This window comes from Plantibacter auratus, assembly GCF_050587365.1.
Taxonomy (GTDB): Bacteria; Actinomycetota; Actinomycetes; order Actinomycetales; family Microbacteriaceae; genus Plantibacter; species Plantibacter auratus.
Genome location: NZ_JBOBFV010000002.1, coordinates 337,600 through 352,135 on the forward strand (window position 1 = coordinate 337,600; position 14,536 = coordinate 352,135).

Here is a 14,536-nt window from a genome sequence, read left to right on the forward strand (position 1 = left end):
TAGCGCGCACGGGCGACGGAGCCCAGACCTCGGTGCAGCTCAGACCCCGGTGCCGTCCGGACCGCCACCCAGGACTGGATAGGGTCGAAGCATGCTGATGAACGACGAGACGCTGTCGCGCGCCGCCGACACCCTGCGAGCCTGGGCCCTCGACGAGGACCTCAAAGCGCGAGTCCTCGCCCACCCGGAGGCTGCCGCCGTCGCCAAGCGCGCCGCCCTGCGATACATCGCCGGCGAGGACGCGCCCTCGGCCTTGCGACTGCTCGAAGCGAACGCCGATCGTGGGCATCGCTGGAGCATCGAGCTCGTCGGCGAGTCCGTCCGCGACGCACGTGTCGCCGACGAACAGACCGCGGAGTTCATCGACCTCGCCCGCCGGATCAGCGAATCCGACCAGACCGCGAAAATCTCGCTCGACCTCTCCCACATCGGTTCCGTCGTCTCCCCCGAGCTCGGCCTGCGCAACGGTCTGGCGCTCGCGCAGGCGGCCCGGGACGCCGACACCTCGCTCATGATCTCCGCTGAAGGCTCCGACCGCACGGACCTGGTGCTGTCGCTCTTCGAGCAGATCGCCGACCGGTTCCCGGAGACCGGCATCACCCTGCAGGCGAGACTGCACCGCACCCCCGCGGACCTCGACCGCGTGCTGCATCGGCCCGGGCCGATCCGTGTCGTCAAGGGCGCCTTCCTCGAATCGACCGAGGTGGCCTACCCCCGCGACTCCGCACCGATGACCGCCGCCTACATCAGCATGGTCACACGACTCGTTGGGTCGGGTCACCGGGTCAACCTCGCCACCCACGACGCGAACCTCGTCGCCGCACTCGAGGGCGCGCTCGGCGACGACCTCCGCCAGCCGCACGTGGAGTTCGAGATGCTGCAGGGACTCGGCACCGAACTGCTCGACGACCTCCACCGCCGCGGGTTCGCGACGCGCGAATACCTCGTCTACGGACCCGAGTGGTGGCTCTACGTCCTGAACCGGATCGCCGAGCACCCCGAGCGGGTCATCGAGGCGATCGCCGACATCGGCCCGATCGCGCTCCTCGCCTGATCAGCCGAGCGGGTCGGACTCCAGGCGGTGGAAGTTGCGGTTCTGGTAGACGAGCGCCGGCGCGTCCGTGCCGGGCGGGATGACCTCCAGCACCTCGGCGATGACGAGCATCGAGCTGCCGGCCGGTACCGTCTGCACGATCCGGCAGCGCAGCGCCGCACGGGCGCTCGGCAGGTAGGGCTCGCCGGTCGCGAGTCGCTCCCAGTGCTGTTCCGGGGTGAAGCGCGGCTCCCCCGTCTTGGCGAACGCCTTCGCGACCTCCAGGTGGTGGTCCGCCAGGAGGTGGACGACGACCGTTCCCGCGCTGAGCAGTCCGCCCGCGGACCCCGTCGCCCGCGTGACCGAGAAGGACAGCATCGGCGGGTCGACGGCCACCGACGCGACCGATGACGCCGTCAGCCCGACGTCTCCCCGATCGGTCGAGGCACTGATCAGCGCGACGCCCGCCGGGTGGTCACGGAACGCCGTCTTGAACCCGTCGACGGTCGCGGCGCGGGCGAGGGCATCGGGATCAGCGGACGGCGTGGTGGGAATGGTCATGCTTCAACCGTAGAACCTCAATCGGTCTTGAGGTCAACTCAAGGAGCAGCGATCTCCGGCTACTCGAACATCTCCGCGAGGAGCTCGTGCGGGTCGCCGTCGACCCGGTGCTTCGAGCGGCTCTCGGGCCAGAACGTGACCCCGTCGTCATCCCAGCACGGCACGACGTGGAGGTGGAGATGGGGGACGCTCTGCCCGGCATCGGCACCGGACGCGCTCAGCACGACGACGCCGGTCGCCCCGAGCGCCGCCCGCATCGCGCGTCCCACCCGCTGAGCGAGGGCCGTCGTCGCCTGCAGGGCTCGCGGATCGGCGTCGAGCAGGCCGACGCTGTGCGCCCGCGGCACCACGAGGGTGTGGCCGGGCGCGAGCTCCGACTCGGGCAACGGCCGGAAGGCGACCGCCTCGTCCTCGCGCTCCACCCAGATGATGTCGTCGGGCTCGTCACGCAGGATGCGGCAGAAGGTGCAGGTGTCGGGCATCGTCCCATTCTCGGGGCTCACCGCGGGCACGTCGATCACCTCAGGACACGCGGTCGCGCGCACCCCGGATCAGGCGCGGGCCGACGATCCACACCAGCCCGATGACGACGACCACGGCACCACCCGCCCACAGCCCGACCGCAGGCGATGCGACGAAGTCGAAGACGAACAGGACGATCCCCGCGAACAGCAGTGACGCCGCCCCGAGACACACCATGAGGATCCTGCTGGACAGCCGCACCAGCTGTGGTTTCTCCAGTCGTCCGAAGACGAGCCGGTGCATGATGACCGGTGCGAGCGCGAGGAGCGTCACCGTCACGGCCAGGACCACGAGGACGAGGTACAGCACGTGGTCGAATCCACTGAGCTCGGTGAACCGTGGCTGGAACGGCAGCGTCAGCAGGAAACCCGCGAGGATCTGCGTGCCCGTCTGCAGGACGCGGAACTCCTGCAGCAGCTCCGACCAGTTGCGGTCGGATCGCTCGTTCAGCGTCTCGTCGCGACCGTCCCCGGGCAGGGCGTCGGCCGGGTCACTTGCGGCGGGCATCAGCCGACCTCGTCATCCGTCACACCTCGTCCAGATCGCATGGAGGGATGGTACCGCCGTCAGGCACTCCTCACGCCGCTTCCGGCGCCTTCCGCCGTCGGACCACACGCGTGATCGCGTAGAGCACGACGCCGACCGCGACGATGATGCCTCCGCGCAACCAGACCTCGGCGCTCTGCTGCGTGAGGAGGACGAGGCACGACAGGACCGCGAGGACCGGCAGGACCGTCCAGGCACGGAAGTGGGCGTGCTCGACGCGCTCGCGCCGCAGGACGAGCACCGCGATGTTCGTGCTGAGGAAGACGATGAGCAGGAGCAGGACCACCGTCTCGGCGAGCGTCGCGATACTGCCGGTGGCCGTGAGGACCATCGCGACACCCGTGGTCACGATGATCGCGACCCACGGCGTACCGCGCTTCTGCAGCACCTTCGTGAAGACGCTCGGCAACAGACCCTGCGAGCCCATGCCGTAGGCGAGCCGGCTCGACATGATCATCGTGAGCAGCGCACCGTTCGCGACCGCCACGAGCGCGATGATGCTGAACAACCAAGCAGGGATGCCGACGCCGGTCGCCTGGATCACGGTCAGGAGCGGACCGGTCGATTCGCCGAGCTCGTCGGAGGGCACGGCGATCGAGGCCGCGGTGCCGACGAGGACGTACAGCACGCCGGCGGTCGCAAGGGCGCCGAAGAGTGCCTTCGGGTAGACCCGCGACGGGTCCTTGACCTCTTCGATGACGTTCGCACTCGTCTCGAACCCGACGAAGGAGTAATAGGCGAGCAGTGCAGCACCGAAGACGGCGATGACGGGGCTGCCACCCTCAGCGAACTGCGTGGCACGACCGAGGTCGCCCCTGCCTCCACCGAGCATCATCGCGACCGCCACCACGACGAGGACAAGGCCGGTGGTCTCGATCATCGTCATGACGAGGTTCGCCCGGACGGACTCCTTGATGCCGCGGGCGTTGATCAGCGCGATCACCAGGAGGAACAGCACGGCGCCGAGGACCGGCGGCAGGTCGATGAAGGTCGCGAGGTAGTCACCGGCGAACGCCAGCGCCAACCCGGACGCACTCACGACACCCGCCGCGAGCATGCAGTACCCGACGAGGAAGGAGATGATCGGCCGCTTGTAGGCGCGCTCGGCGAACACGGCCGAACCACCCGCCTTCGGATACTTCGTGACGAGCTCTGCGTACGACGCCGCAGTGAGCAACGCGAGCAGCAGCGCGACGATCATCGGGACCCAGGTGACCCCGCCGACCTCCCCGGCGATCTGACCGATGAGGGCGTAGATGCCCGCGCCCAGCACATCTCCGAGGATGAACAGGTAGAGCATCTTGCCGGAGATGTCGCGTTTGAGCGTGGACGGAGGATCAGCCCTGGTGGTGTCGGTCGAGGTCATCCGCGCAACGGTACGGCAGCTCTGGAACCCCGCCCCGTGCTTGCTATCCCCGCGCGGTTGTGCGTCGGCGTCGGATCGACGTCAGTGACGGGCGAGCTTGCGCGCCACCGCGACCACCGGCACGGCGACGACGAGGACCGACGCCACCCGCGCGAACAACGACCGCTTCGGGAACTCGGCACGCTTCCGATCGTCTGCGGTCGGTTCGGCCGCCTCCACCAGGTGGGTCCCACCGGCGCCGCCCTCAGCGAGGTGGGCGAGTCGGCGCAGCGTCTCGATGTTGCGGATGTGCAGCCCGATGTCGAGGAGCCAGACCGGGATCAGTGCTCCAGGTCCCGTCACGGCGTGCTCATGCAGGTGGACGATGCACCCACGCTCGTGTGGTTCCACCTCGACCGCGACGCGGGCCTCACCGAGCGGCCATCCCTTCGGCTGGATGACGAACCGGCGCGGAGCATCCCACTGGAGCACGGTCGTCTCGTCGTTCAGCACCGCCGGCCAGACACCGAAGGAGTGGTGCAGCTTCCCGCCCACGTGCGGCCACCGGTCACCGACGTCGCGCATGCGGGACGCGCCGACCACCCACGCCGGGAAGAGCCAGCCGTCGGCGAGGACGGCGAAGACACGGTCGGGCGGGCAGTCGAGGATCCGAGTGGTGTGGGACACGGTGGTGTTCCTTTCGCTGGAGCAGGGACGAGGTCAGGAGGTCGAACGCGGGCGGTCGGGCGCGAGCGACGGCATGCGGTCGCGGCCGAAGACCGAGCGGAGGGCGCTGCGGGCGGCGTGCCAGCCGGCGAGACCGTGGACGCCCGGGCCGGGCGGAGTCGACGAGGAGCAGAGGAAGATCCCCGGTGCCGGCGTCCGCCACGGGTCGTTCGAGAGCACGGGACGCGCGACGAGCTGCGCGAAGCTCGCAGCGCCGGCCGCGATGTCGCCGAGCACGTAGTTCGGGTTGTACCGCGCCATGTCGCGGGCGGTCATCGACGCCGACGTCAGGATCACGTCGCGGAAGCCGGGGGCGAAGCGCTCGATCTGCCGGGTGATCGCCTCGGTCTGGTCGAGACCGGACCCGCTCGGCACGTGCGTGTAGGCCCAGAGGACCTGGGCGTCACCGGGAGCGCGACCAGGATCGCCGACGTCGGGCTGCGAGACGAGGACGTAGGGCGACTCGCTGTGCCGACCGCGGGCGACGTCGCGCTCGGCGGCGGCGATCTCCGGGCGGGTGCCGCCGAGGTGGAGCGTGCCGGCCCGGGCCAGTTCAGGGTTCGTCCACGGGACGGGACCTGAGAGCGCGAAGTCGACCTTGGCCACGCCGTCGCCGTACCGGAACCGGGAGAGACGACGGAGGTAGGCGTCGGGCAGTCGGCTGCCCGCGATCTCGGCGAGCGCCTTCGGCGTCGTGTCGAACAGGACGGCGCGGGCGGACGGCAGCTCGTCGATGGAACGCACCTCGGTTCCGGTGACGATCTCACCGCCGTGGGCCAGCAGGTCGGCGGCAAGCGCGTCGACGATCGCTTGGCTGCCGCCGACGGGGATGGGCCAACCGCGGGCGTGCGCATACGCACCGAGCGACAGGGCGGCGGCCGAGGTGGACAGGCTCGGCATCGGCCGGATGGAGTGGGCGGCGACACCGCTGAGCATGGCCGGAGCGGTCTCCTCGCGGAACCGGAGGTTCCAGGCGGGACTGCCCTGCTCGAGCGCGCGGAGGCCGAAGCGCGCGACCGTGACCGGGTGGCGCGGCACCTGCAGGAGCTTGCCACCGGTGAACTGCGAGACGCGGTCGGCGTCGGCGGCGAGCGGTCCCATGAGCGAGCGCCAGGCCTCGCCGTCGCGTCCGAGGGCGTCGGCGGTGCGGTCGATGTCGCGGTAGGCGATCCCGGCCCGGCCACCGTCGAGCGGGTGGGCGTAAGAGATCTCCGGCACGACGAGGTCGATGCGGCGCTCGAGGCCGAAGGATCGGAAGAACCCGGACGCGAGCGCCATCGGGTGGACCGCGGAGCAGATGTCGTGGTGGAAGCCGGGCAGTGTCAGCTCGGCGGTCCTGGCACCACCACCGATCGTGTCGCCCCGCTCGACCACCTGCACGTGCAGGCCGGCCCTGGCGAGGGTCACTGCGGCAGCGAGCCCGTTGGGGCCCGCGCCGACGACCACCGCGTCGAACTGCTCGCGCCGCGCCATCGTGCTCAGCGCCGCTTCGCCGCGCCGGCCACCAGGGCGACCCCCGCTGCGAGGGTGCCGGCGGCGGTCGCGTACACGGCCCGCCGGTGGCGGATCGCCCAGGTCTGCGGACTCCACGAGTGGGCCTTGTCGCTGAACACGCCACGGGCGCCGTGGTCGCCGGGGGCCGGCGTGTAGACGTTGTCGGGCATCCGCGGGTCGTGCTTGTCCGGCGCGAGCTGACCGGAGTACCCGGTCCTGGCGAGGAACCAGTCGAGGAATCCGCCGGCGAAGCGATCGCCCAGGATCGTGCCGACGGTGGACTCCCCCACCCAGGTGCGTCGCCGCGGTCGGTCTGCGACGTCGGCGATGGCGGTCGCACCGACCTCGGGCTGGTAGATCGGCGGCACCGGCTGCGGGTGCTCGGGCAGCTGCGACTTCACCCAGCTGAACTGGATGGTGTTGAGCGCCGGCATGTCCACGGTCGACAGCTTGACGTTGCTGCGGTCGTGGAGCAGTTCGGCGGTCACCGACTCCGTGAAGCCCCGGGCGCCGAACTTCGACCCGCAGTAGGCGGCCTGCAGCGGGATGCCGCGGTGGGCGAGGGCGGAACCGACCTGGATCACGTGTCCACGGTCACGCGGGACCATGCGCGAGAGGGCGGCCCGGGTGCCGTTGACGAAGCCGAAGAAGTTGACGGCGACGGCGCGCTCGAAGTCCGCGGGTTCGGTCGTGAGGAAGTCCCCGAAGACGCCGACCATGGCGCAGTTCACCCATAGTTCGATGGGTCCGAGTTCCGCCTCGACCCGGTCCGCCGCCTGCTCGACGGCCTCCCGGTCGGCGACGTCCGTCGGGACGCCCAGCCCGCGACGCCCGGCCTGCTCGACCTCGGCGACGGTTGCCGCGAGTCCGTCCTCACCGCGGGCCAGGACAGCGACGTCCCAGCCCCGGGCGGCGAGTTCACGGACGGTCGCACGACCGAGCCCCGCGGTTCCGCCGGTGACGACGGCGACCCCGCGGCTCATCGCGCCGACCGATCGGTTGCTGCGGACCGGTGGACGGAGAGGCGCGGAGAGGTTGTCGTCGTCAGAGGCATGACGCTACGTTAGGCGAATCCACCCCCCTGAGGCGGCCCCTTGCTTTCCCAGGCAGGACGGATCACCACCCGGCGATCGCGGCCGGATGGCCGTACGATGAGCGGAGACCACCCCTGAGCCCGGAAGGAATGCGGACATGAGCGACACCTTCGCCATCGTGTACAGCGCACTCGACCGGGTCGACGAGGACGACCAGCTGGTGGAGCCGATCCTCCGGCTCATGCCCCTCAGCGGCGTCTCGATCGCGACGCTCGGCGACACCCTGAGCCCCGAGACGATCGCCGCGAGCGACGAGCAGATCGCGCTCATCGACGAGCTGCAGTTCGACCTCTCCGAGGGCCCCTGCTGGGACGCCGTCGGAAGCGGCCGCCCGGTGCTCGAGGAGGCCGTCAAGCGGAACGGCTACGACTCCTGGCCGTCGTTCACCGAGGCGATCCGCGACCACGCGGTCGGCTCCATCTTCGCCTTCCCCCTCCGCGTCGGGCCGCTCCAGGTGGGCGCGGTCGAGCTGTACGACACCGAGGAGCGCACGCTGGACTCGCAGGCGGTCGAGGACATGATGTCCCTCACCCGCCCGCTCAGCCGGTACGTGCTCCGACGCACCCTCGAACTCGCGAGCCTCCCCGACACGACGCAGCTCAAGCCCCACGCCCGACGCCGGATCCATCAGGCGACCGGGTTCGTGATCGCGCAACTCGGCCTCACCCCTGACGACGCCCACCTGCTCATCCAGGCGCAGGCCTTCGCCCAGAACCGCTCGATGTCGGACGTCGCCGAGGACATCCTCGAACGTCGCACCGGTTACGTGCTGCACGACGACACGATCGAAGACGAGCGATGAGCGAGCGCGGCGACGACGGGACCGGCTCCGAGCTCCGTCACTCGACCGCCCTGCTCGACGTGTTCGCGACGCTCGCCGACACCCTGGTGGACGACTACGACGTCGTCGACCTGCTCCAGGCCCTGGTCGACGCCACCGTCGACCTCCTCGACGTCCAGGCCTCCGGCATCCTCCTGGCGGACCCGCACGGCGACCTCGAACTCATCGCGTCGACCAGCGAGTCCGGGAAGCTCGTCGAACTCATCCAGCTGAGCGCGGACGAAGGCCCCTGCATCGACAGCTTCCGTGATGCGACGCCGGTGTCGATCCCCGAGATCGCCGCGGTCGCAGCCGACTGGCCGAGATTCGCCGAGGTCGCGGCGACCGCTGGGTTCCGTTCCGCTCATGCCTTCCCGCTGCGGCTCCGCCGGACGACCATCGGCACCCTCAACCTGTTCCGCACAACACCGGAAGCCCTCGACCGGTTCGAGTCGCGAGCCGCACAGGCGATGGCGGACGTCGCGACCATCGGCATCCTGCACGAGCGGACCCTCCGCGAGAGTGACGCGACCCGCGAGCAGCTGGAGTCCGCGCTGCAGTCCAGGGTCGTCATCGAGCAGGCGAAGGGCGTCGTCGCCTACACCGCCGCGATCTCGGTCGAAGAGGCCTTCGAGCGCATCCGGAAGCACGCTCGCGGCGGACGTCGTGCCCTGGCCGACGTCGCCCGCGACATCGTGGAGCGACGCCTCGAGCTCTGACGCCCGGTCACCGGCCTCGATCGACCTTCAGCGCGACTTCCGCGCGAACACGTAATGCACGACGCCGCTCGGTGATGCGGTCACCTCGACTGTGAACCGATCCTCGAGGCCTTCGAGCCCGTCCCAGAGCCGCACCCCACGACCGAGCAGGATCGGGACGACGACCACGTGGAGATGGTCGACGAGGTCGGCCTCGAGGAACTGGCGGACCGTCGTCGGTCCTCCTCCGAGACGGACGTCGAGTCCGTCGGCGAGCGACGTCGCGAACGACAACGCGTCGACGGCGGACAGGTCGCGGAAGAGGAACGTCGTCTCACCGACCACCAGGTCCGGGCGTTCATGGTGGGTCAGCACGACGACCGGCGTGTGGAACGGCGGTTCCTCGCCCCACCATCCCTGCCAACTCTCGTCCTCCCACGGTCCGAGCTGCGGACCGAACTTGCGCCGGCCCATGATCTCGACGCCGATGCGATCACCCGTGGCCGCGGCGAACGCGTCGTCGACCCCGCGCGTCCCCTCGCCGACCGCTTCGTCCTCGTGCCCGCTCATCGACACGAAGGTGCGGGTCGGGAAGAACCACTGCATGAGCCGGTGCTGGGCGTGGCCGAACGGGGTCTCGAAGGACTGGCCCTCGCCCGTGGCGAACCCGTCCAGCGAGACGGCGAGATTGTGGACCCGGAGCTTCGTCATGGGCACACGCTAGTCCGGACGCCCGGGCCCCGTCGAGTAGCAGCTCGACGACGGAAAGGCAAGAGCGCGCCGAACGGCCGAACGGGATGGACACTCGAAGGAGGGCACGGCGGTCTGACGACCGGTCGACGCAGCCGGCCCGCCTGACATCGGGTGCCACGACGCGCCCAGAGAGGAGATGCTCGTGTTCACCGAGCTCGACGAATTCCTACGCGGCATGGAGTACCCCTGCCGCCCCAGCGACCTGACGCGTGAGGCCCGCCGCGACCTGCTCCCGACCCACCTGGTCGAGGCGCTCCGCTCACTCCCCGAGCGCAGCTACACCAGCCGTTGGGACGTCCTGCACCGCACCTCGATCGCGGAGGCGCTCCCGATCAGCGTCTGAGCGATCGCGCACCACCGCTGAGCGGCACCGGCATCGCGCCGGTGCCGCTTCGGCGTGTCAGGTCCGGCGACTCGCGCCAGTTCGCAACCCCCTCGGGGAACGTGGTGCTTCCACAGGACCGGGCCTACGGTGGAGACCGGAGAGCGGAGCAGGAGAACCCATGGGCAAGATGATCTACGACGCAGACGTGTCGGTGACGTTCGACGACCGGGTCCTCGCCCACCTGCAACAGGTCATCGGTGCGAAGTTGCGTCGCGGCGAAGCGTTCTACTTCGGGTGGAAGGACGATCCGCGGTCGGGCGACGGCCGGACGACGATCTGGCTGCACCCGGCGATGTCCCTCCGCTTCAAGTACGCGGGCAGCGTGCCGGTCGAACTCAACCGTGCCTGGCTCGATGCGCTCGCGGTCAGCGCCGACTCGAACCAGGGCCTCGTCCTCGTGCCGGAGCCGGGTCCGCGCATCTGAACCTCGCCGACAGGGTCTCCGGTCCCGCTCACCTCGAACGTTCGTCGAACTCCAGGTCGTCGATGTCCGTGAGTTCCGTCGCCCACTCCGGTCGCGCCGGTTGCAGCTCGGCGGTCCGTTGTTCGAGTTCGACGATGGTCTGTTCGTCGAACGGTTCCTCCGAGGCGTTCTCGACGGGCGTCGAGAACAGTTGGCTTGCCGGTCCGATGAGGAGGTGGGCGTATCCCAGGCTGCCGCCTTCCGAGATGGTCGGGACCATCACGATGTCGGACTCACCGCTCTGGGAGAGGGCCCGCGCATACCGGAGCAGCGCCTTGCAGGTCTGGTCAGCCATCAACAGATAGCCGCTGGCGTAGTGCAACTTCCTCATACGACCATTCTGGGAACCGAAGCGGCCGGACCGGCAGACCTTGCATCCGCAACCCGGAAGGTATACCGGAGGCACCACGCGCCCGTGCGCTATCGTCTGGGCATGACCGACAGCGACCAGACTCCCACCACGCACGACGAGAACCGCCACGACCAGCTGACGACCGCACCGAACGCGACCGAAGCCGACGCGGCTCCCCGCATCGACGTCACCGACCAGGGCGACGGCGTGACCCGGATCGACATCCGCGACGACGCGGCCGTGCGGCCGGGCGCGGACCCCGAGGAGACCGAGCAGGGCTGAGCCACGCCCGCTGCACGACGAAGCGCCGCCGACCCGAGGGTCGGCGGCGCTTCCGCGTGTGACGGACTCAGCGAGCGTCCGTGTCCGGCTGCTCGAGCACGTCCGGCTCGTCCGCCGTGTCCTCATCCGTCGACTCGTCCGGGATCTCGGTGGGCGGCGTGCCGACCACCATGTCCGGGTCGGTACCCAATGCGTCTGCTCCGGTGAAGTCGCTCATGTCGCTCCTGCTTCCTGTGGTGGTGGTTTCGATGTGGTGCTGGTGTCGGTCTGCCGCTGGTCAGGCGACGACGACGTGCAATCCGCCCGTGATCTCGATCTCCTCGAGCATCTCGGCTGCCATGCGCTCGTCGATCGGCGGCTCGAACTCCGCGTCGAACGCGAAGACGATCGGCTGCTCGGGCGACACGGTGACCGGCTCGGACGATTGGAAGCGCCCGCGGTGGAGCTGCAGCCGGAACGACCGTTCACCGAGCATGCGCGTGAGGATCACGCGTTCCAGTTGGGCGAGCGTCTGGTCGTCGACCTGTGATCGGAGCGCACCGAGGCGGAGGAATCCCATCGTCAGCCCCTTTCTCAGGTGTGCCACGCTAGCGCGCAGAGACGGGGGCGCCCGGGCCATTGCGCGGATGGCTCGGGCAGCGGACAATGCGCGTCGGCGAACAGTCATCGCGTTGTGGATAATCGGGCGCGCGCCAAGAATGTCTCGTATCCTGAGAGAGCGCTTCACCGGCCCGGACCCCGTCGGGATGCGCACAGCAGTCGGCCGTTCGCGTCGTCGGCCATCGCAGGGGTCGGAAGTCGAGGGATCCCATGGGACAACTGGTCTACGGCACCGGCGATGCACGCGTTCGGCTCGACGATCGAACGCTCGCCCATGTCAAGACGATCGCGCTCATGAAGCTGCGACGGAACGAGTCGTTCGCGCTCACGATCCGGCAGGACTCCACCAGCGACGGACGCACGACGCTCTGGCTGCACCCGGCGATCGCCCTGCAGTTCTCCTTCGACTCCGACGAGGTCGGCGAGATGGACCGCGCACTGCTCGAAGGCTTCATGCACGAGGCGAACACCGGCGAGGTCGTCGTGCACGCGACGACCGGCGACGACGCGACCGCCCAGGCGAAGTAGCCCGGGCGATCGCGCCGCCTGCTCAGCTGTCCCGGAGCATCGCGATGAGTTCGCTCTTCCGCTTGCCGGAGTAGCCGGTCAGGCCGATCTCCTTTGCGCGCTCACGGAGCTGCGCGACCGTCCAGTCCTCGTAGGACCCGGCCTCGCCGCCCTTCTCCCCGATCGTCGAGCGCCCCTCCTTCGCGGCGGCGTTCGAGATCCGAGCAGCCTTGCCCTTCGACGCGCCGTCGTCACGGAGCTTCTCGTAGAGCTCGGGATCCTTCAGTGACGGGTTCTGCTTCCCGGGCATGTCGTCCTCCCTCATCGTCCGGTGGTCGGCCGATCGGCCTGCCACCAGCCTCTCGCTGCCCGACGGATCGGTGGAGGGGCTGGTGTCAGGGATGCGGACGCGCTAGTTCAGGAACCAGTCCCGTGGGTGCTGGTCCGCGGTCGGCGGCGTGCGCTCGATCGTCGGGCGCGCCCACTCGGCCGCGTTCGCCAGCACTCGACGGATGTCGGGGTGGTGGTAGACCGGGTACTCCTGGTCGCCGGGCGAGAAGTAGAACACGCGCCCGCGTCCGCGGTGGTAGGCGACACCTGACCGGAAGACCTCGCCACCGGCGAAGGTGGAGAGGAACACCTCCTCGTCTGGACGCGGGATGTCGAACTGCTCGCCGTACATCTCCTGGCGGTCGATGACGATGGGGTGCGGGACACCCTGCGCGATCGGGTGGTCCGGGAGCACCGTCCAGACGAGCTCTCGCTCGCCGTCGTTTCGCCACTTGAGGGCGCAGCTCGTTCCCATCAGCCGCTGGAAGACCCGCGAGTAGTGCCCGGAGTGCAGCACGACGATGCCCATGCCGGCGTGGACGTGGCGCACGACCCGCTCGACGACCTCGTCGGAGACCTGATCGTGGGCGATGTGGCCCCACCAGAAGAGGACGTCGGTGTTCGCGAGGACCTCCTCGGTGAGACCGTGCTCGGGATCCTGGAGGGTCGCGGTCGAGACGGACACGGCGTCGCCGAGCGACTCCTCGAGGCCCGCCGCGATCACGGCGTGGATGCCGTCGGGGTAGTGGCCGAGCACCACGGCGTCGCCGCGGGACTCGTGGGCGAACTCGTTCCAGACGCGGATGCGGATCGGTGTCGTGGTGCTCATGCGGGGACCTCCAGTTCGTGCCCGGCGGCGGCCGAGGCGTAGGCGGCGTCGATGACGCGGCTGCGGTGCAGCGCGTACTCGCCGTGGTGACCGGCGAACCGGAGCTCACCGCCGGCGGTCTCACCCGCGCGAATGGTGTCGAGGAACTCCGCGATGACCGACTGGTGGTGGCCGGCCGGGACCTGGACTGCGGGTCGTTCGATCGTCGGCGCACCGGCGACGTCGCGGTAGATCGTGACGGTCCCCTCGGTGTTGTAGTTGTCGACGTGGAGGCGGACGCCGCCCTCCGAGCCGAGGAGCTCGACCGAGATGTCCTCGTGGGCCTTCGAGTAGGACGCCCACGACGCCTCGAGGTGCAGGCTGCCGCCGTCCTCGAACCGCAGGAGGGCGGACGCGAAGTCCTCGACGTCGAAGGCGTGGGTGGACCGGCTCGAGACCGGACCGCCGCCGGAGGAGCCACCGCGACCGGCGCGGCCGAGCTCGTTGTACGCGACGGCCGACACGTGCGTCACGCGCGGCTCGCCGAGGAGCGACAGCGCGATGTCGAGCACGTGGGAGCCGAGGTCGATGAGCGGCCCGCCACCGGCCGCGGCCTTGTTCGTGAACCAGGAGTCGATGCCGGGCACACCCTGGCGACGGAGCCAGGAGGCGCGCGAGTGGTAGACGCGACCGATCGGCTCCTCGGCGAGGTAGCGCGCGAGGTAGGCGACGTCGGCACGACGGCGGTGGTTGTACGCGACCTCGAGGACGCGGTCGGCGGCGGTCGCGGCCTCCACCATCTCGGCGGCGAGGTCGGCGGTCGTGGCGAGCGGCTTCTCGCAGAAGACGTGCTTGCCGCTGCGGAGCGCGGCCACGGCGATCGGGTGGTGCAGGGCGTTCGGCACACCGATCGAGACGATGTCGAGGTCGTCGCGGGCGACGAGGTCCTCCCAGTCGGCGTAGGTCTCGGGGACCCCGCGGCTCTCGGCCAGCTCGGCGAGGCGCGCCGGTTCCTGGCCGGACAGGGCGACGACGGTGGCACCGGGGAGCGCGGTGAAGGCGTCCAGGTGCGTGGTCCCGGCGAAGCCGAGGCCGATGACGCCGACCCGGAGGTCCGGAGCGTCTGCTGATGTCGGGGCGGTACTGGTGCTCATGCTCGGACGGTTCCTTTCGGGGTGCGGAGCCGAGCACTGTCGTGACCGGCGGTGGTCGACCTT

General features: G+C 69.9%; 21 protein-coding genes. 7 read left to right on the plus strand and 14 right to left on the minus strand.

The window, feature by feature from the left end:
• The first annotated feature begins 91 nt into the window (after positions 1 to 91).
• Positions 92 to 1,054 carry a proline dehydrogenase family protein gene (locus ACQ3HE_RS08735; RefSeq protein WP_430892261.1) on the plus strand — a complete coding sequence of 321 codons (963 nt, stop codon included), beginning with the start codon at positions 92 to 94 and terminating at the stop codon, positions 1,052 to 1,054.
• Here the strand turns inward: ACQ3HE_RS08735 and ACQ3HE_RS08740 are convergent, their stop codons facing one another.
• The 7 genes from ACQ3HE_RS08740 to ACQ3HE_RS08770 form a co-directional block, all read right to left on the minus strand.
• On the minus strand, positions 1,055 to 1,594 hold the full coding sequence (locus ACQ3HE_RS08740; protein ID WP_082916284.1) for a flavin reductase family protein: 540 nt from the start codon (positions 1,592 to 1,594) through the stop codon (positions 1,055 to 1,057).
• 59 nt (positions 1,595 to 1,653) lie between these two features.
• A complete protein-coding gene (locus ACQ3HE_RS08745; protein ID WP_430892263.1) occupies positions 1,654 to 2,076 on the minus strand; it encodes an HIT family protein in 423 nt (140 codons plus the stop codon).
• 40 nt (positions 2,077 to 2,116) lie between these two features.
• Positions 2,117 to 2,623, minus strand: coding sequence for a DUF6328 family protein (locus ACQ3HE_RS08750; protein WP_086472945.1), 507 nt, complete (start codon positions 2,621 to 2,623; stop codon positions 2,117 to 2,119).
• 70 nt (positions 2,624 to 2,693) lie between these two features.
• Entirely contained in the window at positions 2,694 to 4,028 is a 1,335-nt protein-coding gene (locus tag ACQ3HE_RS08755; protein ID WP_430892265.1) for an APC family permease, read from the minus strand.
• Positions 4,029 to 4,109: 81 nt separating this feature from the next.
• Complete coding sequence (locus ACQ3HE_RS08760; protein ID WP_430892267.1) at positions 4,110 to 4,694, minus strand: SRPBCC family protein; 585 nt, start codon at positions 4,692 to 4,694, stop codon at positions 4,110 to 4,112.
• A gap of 33 nt (positions 4,695 to 4,727) precedes the next feature.
• Positions 4,728 to 6,206: a phytoene desaturase family protein gene (locus tag ACQ3HE_RS08765; protein WP_430892269.1), complete on the minus strand. Its 1,479-nt coding sequence runs from the start codon at positions 6,204 to 6,206 to the stop codon at positions 4,728 to 4,730.
• A 5-nt stretch (positions 6,207 to 6,211) separates the two neighbouring features.
• Complete coding sequence (locus ACQ3HE_RS08770; protein ID WP_430892271.1) at positions 6,212 to 7,210, minus strand: SDR family oxidoreductase; 999 nt, start codon at positions 7,208 to 7,210, stop codon at positions 6,212 to 6,214.
• 208 nt (positions 7,211 to 7,418) lie between these two features.
• Between ACQ3HE_RS08770 and ACQ3HE_RS08775 the strand changes: the two genes are divergently transcribed.
• Both ACQ3HE_RS08775 and ACQ3HE_RS08780 read left to right on the plus strand, forming a co-directional pair.
• Positions 7,419 to 8,123: a GAF and ANTAR domain-containing protein gene (locus ACQ3HE_RS08775; protein ID WP_430892273.1), complete on the plus strand. Its 705-nt coding sequence runs from the start codon at positions 7,419 to 7,421 to the stop codon at positions 8,121 to 8,123.
• The gene (locus tag ACQ3HE_RS08780) at positions 8,120 to 8,860 is read left to right on the plus strand and encodes an ANTAR domain-containing protein (protein ID WP_430892275.1); all 741 of its coding nucleotides are present in this window, start codon (positions 8,120 to 8,122) and stop codon (positions 8,858 to 8,860) included. The genes ACQ3HE_RS08775 and ACQ3HE_RS08780 overlap by 4 nt, the downstream gene beginning before the upstream one ends.
• Before the next feature lie 27 nt (positions 8,861 to 8,887).
• Here the strand turns inward: ACQ3HE_RS08780 and ACQ3HE_RS08785 are convergent, their stop codons facing one another.
• Positions 8,888 to 9,550, minus strand: a complete 663-nt coding sequence (locus ACQ3HE_RS08785) for a dihydrofolate reductase family protein (RefSeq protein ID WP_430892277.1) — start codon at positions 9,548 to 9,550, stop codon at positions 8,888 to 8,890.
• A 184-nt stretch (positions 9,551 to 9,734) separates the two neighbouring features.
• Between ACQ3HE_RS08785 and ACQ3HE_RS08790 the strand changes: the two genes are divergently transcribed.
• Positions 9,735 to 9,935, plus strand: coding sequence for a DUF2795 domain-containing protein (locus ACQ3HE_RS08790; protein WP_158596586.1), 201 nt, complete (start codon positions 9,735 to 9,737; stop codon positions 9,933 to 9,935).
• Between the two features lie 160 nt (positions 9,936 to 10,095).
• Entirely contained in the window at positions 10,096 to 10,401 is a 306-nt protein-coding gene (locus ACQ3HE_RS08795; RefSeq protein ID WP_086472938.1) for a DUF7882 family protein, read from the plus strand.
• Positions 10,402 to 10,429: 28 nt separating this feature from the next.
• On the opposite strand, the gene ACQ3HE_RS08800 is transcribed toward ACQ3HE_RS08795, so the two are convergent.
• On the minus strand, positions 10,430 to 10,771 hold the full coding sequence (locus ACQ3HE_RS08800; protein WP_124768478.1) for a hypothetical protein: 342 nt from the start codon (positions 10,769 to 10,771) through the stop codon (positions 10,430 to 10,432).
• Between the two features lie 102 nt (positions 10,772 to 10,873).
• Here ACQ3HE_RS08800 and ACQ3HE_RS08805 point away from each other — a divergent pair, with 102 nt between their 5' ends.
• Entirely contained in the window at positions 10,874 to 11,074 is a 201-nt protein-coding gene (locus tag ACQ3HE_RS08805; protein ID WP_159877319.1) for a hypothetical protein, read from the plus strand.
• A gap of 67 nt (positions 11,075 to 11,141) precedes the next feature.
• Here the strand turns inward: ACQ3HE_RS08805 and ACQ3HE_RS08810 are convergent, their stop codons facing one another.
• Positions 11,142 to 11,291 (minus strand): hypothetical protein, encoded by a 150-nt coding sequence (locus ACQ3HE_RS08810; protein ID WP_159453395.1) that lies wholly within the window; start codon positions 11,289 to 11,291, stop codon positions 11,142 to 11,144.
• Positions 11,292 to 11,351: 60 nt separating this feature from the next.
• Positions 11,352 to 11,633 carry a DUF7882 family protein gene (locus ACQ3HE_RS08815; protein ID WP_064297054.1) on the minus strand — a complete coding sequence of 94 codons (282 nt, stop codon included), beginning with the start codon at positions 11,631 to 11,633 and terminating at the stop codon, positions 11,352 to 11,354.
• Positions 11,634 to 11,884: 251 nt separating this feature from the next.
• Between ACQ3HE_RS08815 and ACQ3HE_RS08820 the strand changes: the two genes are divergently transcribed.
• Positions 11,885 to 12,202, plus strand: coding sequence for a DUF7882 family protein (locus ACQ3HE_RS08820; protein ID WP_124768476.1), 318 nt, complete (start codon positions 11,885 to 11,887; stop codon positions 12,200 to 12,202).
• 22 nt (positions 12,203 to 12,224) lie between these two features.
• Here ACQ3HE_RS08820 and ACQ3HE_RS08825 read toward each other — a convergent pair whose 3' ends face one another.
• From ACQ3HE_RS08825 to ACQ3HE_RS08835, 3 genes are all read right to left on the minus strand, one after another.
• Complete coding sequence (locus ACQ3HE_RS08825; RefSeq protein ID WP_192019224.1) at positions 12,225 to 12,491, minus strand: DUF7218 family protein; 267 nt, start codon at positions 12,489 to 12,491, stop codon at positions 12,225 to 12,227.
• A 102-nt stretch (positions 12,492 to 12,593) separates the two neighbouring features.
• On the minus strand, positions 12,594 to 13,340 hold the full coding sequence (locus ACQ3HE_RS08830) for a ThuA domain-containing protein (protein WP_430892279.1): 747 nt from the start codon (positions 13,338 to 13,340) through the stop codon (positions 12,594 to 12,596).
• On the minus strand, positions 13,337 to 14,473 hold the full coding sequence (locus ACQ3HE_RS08835) for a Gfo/Idh/MocA family protein (RefSeq protein ID WP_229939508.1): 1,137 nt from the start codon (positions 14,471 to 14,473) through the stop codon (positions 13,337 to 13,339). The genes ACQ3HE_RS08830 and ACQ3HE_RS08835 overlap by 4 nt, the downstream gene beginning before the upstream one ends.
• Positions 14,474 to 14,536: the final 63 nt, after the last annotated feature.

Excerpts from the sequence above, each read along its gene's own strand:
- ACQ3HE_RS08745 (WP_430892263.1), bottom strand. The coding sequence starts at position 2,076 with ATGCCCGACACCTGCACCTTCTGCCGCATCCTGCGTGACGAGCCCGAC.
- ACQ3HE_RS08770 (WP_430892271.1), bottom strand. The coding sequence starts at position 7,210 with ATGAGCCGCGGGGTCGCCGTCGTCACCGGCGGAACCGCGGGGCTCGGT.
- ACQ3HE_RS08795 (WP_086472938.1), top strand. The coding sequence starts at position 10,096 with ATGGGCAAGATGATCTACGACGCAGACGTGTCGGTGACGTTCGACGAC.
- ACQ3HE_RS08810 (WP_159453395.1), bottom strand. The coding sequence starts at position 11,291 with ATGAGCGACTTCACCGGAGCAGACGCATTGGGTACCGACCCGGACATG.
- ACQ3HE_RS08735 (WP_430892261.1), top strand. The coding sequence starts at position 92 with ATGCTGATGAACGACGAGACGCTGTCGCGCGCCGCCGACACCCTGCGA.
- ACQ3HE_RS08820 (WP_124768476.1), top strand. The coding sequence starts at position 11,885 with ATGGGACAACTGGTCTACGGCACCGGCGATGCACGCGTTCGGCTCGAC.
- ACQ3HE_RS08740 (WP_082916284.1), bottom strand. The coding sequence starts at position 1,594 with ATGACCATTCCCACCACGCCGTCCGCTGATCCCGATGCCCTCGCCCGC.
- ACQ3HE_RS08780 (WP_430892275.1), top strand. The coding sequence starts at position 8,120 with ATGAGCGAGCGCGGCGACGACGGGACCGGCTCCGAGCTCCGTCACTCG.
- ACQ3HE_RS08775 (WP_430892273.1), top strand. The coding sequence starts at position 7,419 with ATGAGCGACACCTTCGCCATCGTGTACAGCGCACTCGACCGGGTCGAC.
- ACQ3HE_RS08815 (WP_064297054.1), bottom strand. The coding sequence starts at position 11,633 with ATGGGATTCCTCCGCCTCGGTGCGCTCCGATCACAGGTCGACGACCAG.
- ACQ3HE_RS08805 (WP_159877319.1), top strand. The coding sequence starts at position 10,874 with ATGACCGACAGCGACCAGACTCCCACCACGCACGACGAGAACCGCCAC.
- ACQ3HE_RS08830 (WP_430892279.1), bottom strand. The coding sequence starts at position 13,340 with ATGAGCACCACGACACCGATCCGCATCCGCGTCTGGAACGAGTTCGCC.
- ACQ3HE_RS08825 (WP_192019224.1), bottom strand. The coding sequence starts at position 12,491 with ATGCCCGGGAAGCAGAACCCGTCACTGAAGGATCCCGAGCTCTACGAG.
- ACQ3HE_RS08750 (WP_086472945.1), bottom strand. The coding sequence starts at position 2,623 with ATGCCCGCCGCAAGTGACCCGGCCGACGCCCTGCCCGGGGACGGTCGC.
- ACQ3HE_RS08800 (WP_124768478.1), bottom strand. The coding sequence starts at position 10,771 with ATGAGGAAGTTGCACTACGCCAGCGGCTATCTGTTGATGGCTGACCAG.
- ACQ3HE_RS08765 (WP_430892269.1), bottom strand. The coding sequence starts at position 6,206 with ATGGCGCGGCGCGAGCAGTTCGACGCGGTGGTCGTCGGCGCGGGCCCC.
- ACQ3HE_RS08785 (WP_430892277.1), bottom strand. The coding sequence starts at position 9,550 with ATGACGAAGCTCCGGGTCCACAATCTCGCCGTCTCGCTGGACGGGTTC.
- ACQ3HE_RS08835 (WP_229939508.1), bottom strand. The coding sequence starts at position 14,473 with ATGAGCACCAGTACCGCCCCGACATCAGCAGACGCTCCGGACCTCCGG.
- ACQ3HE_RS08755 (WP_430892265.1), bottom strand. The coding sequence starts at position 4,028 with ATGACCTCGACCGACACCACCAGGGCTGATCCTCCGTCCACGCTCAAA.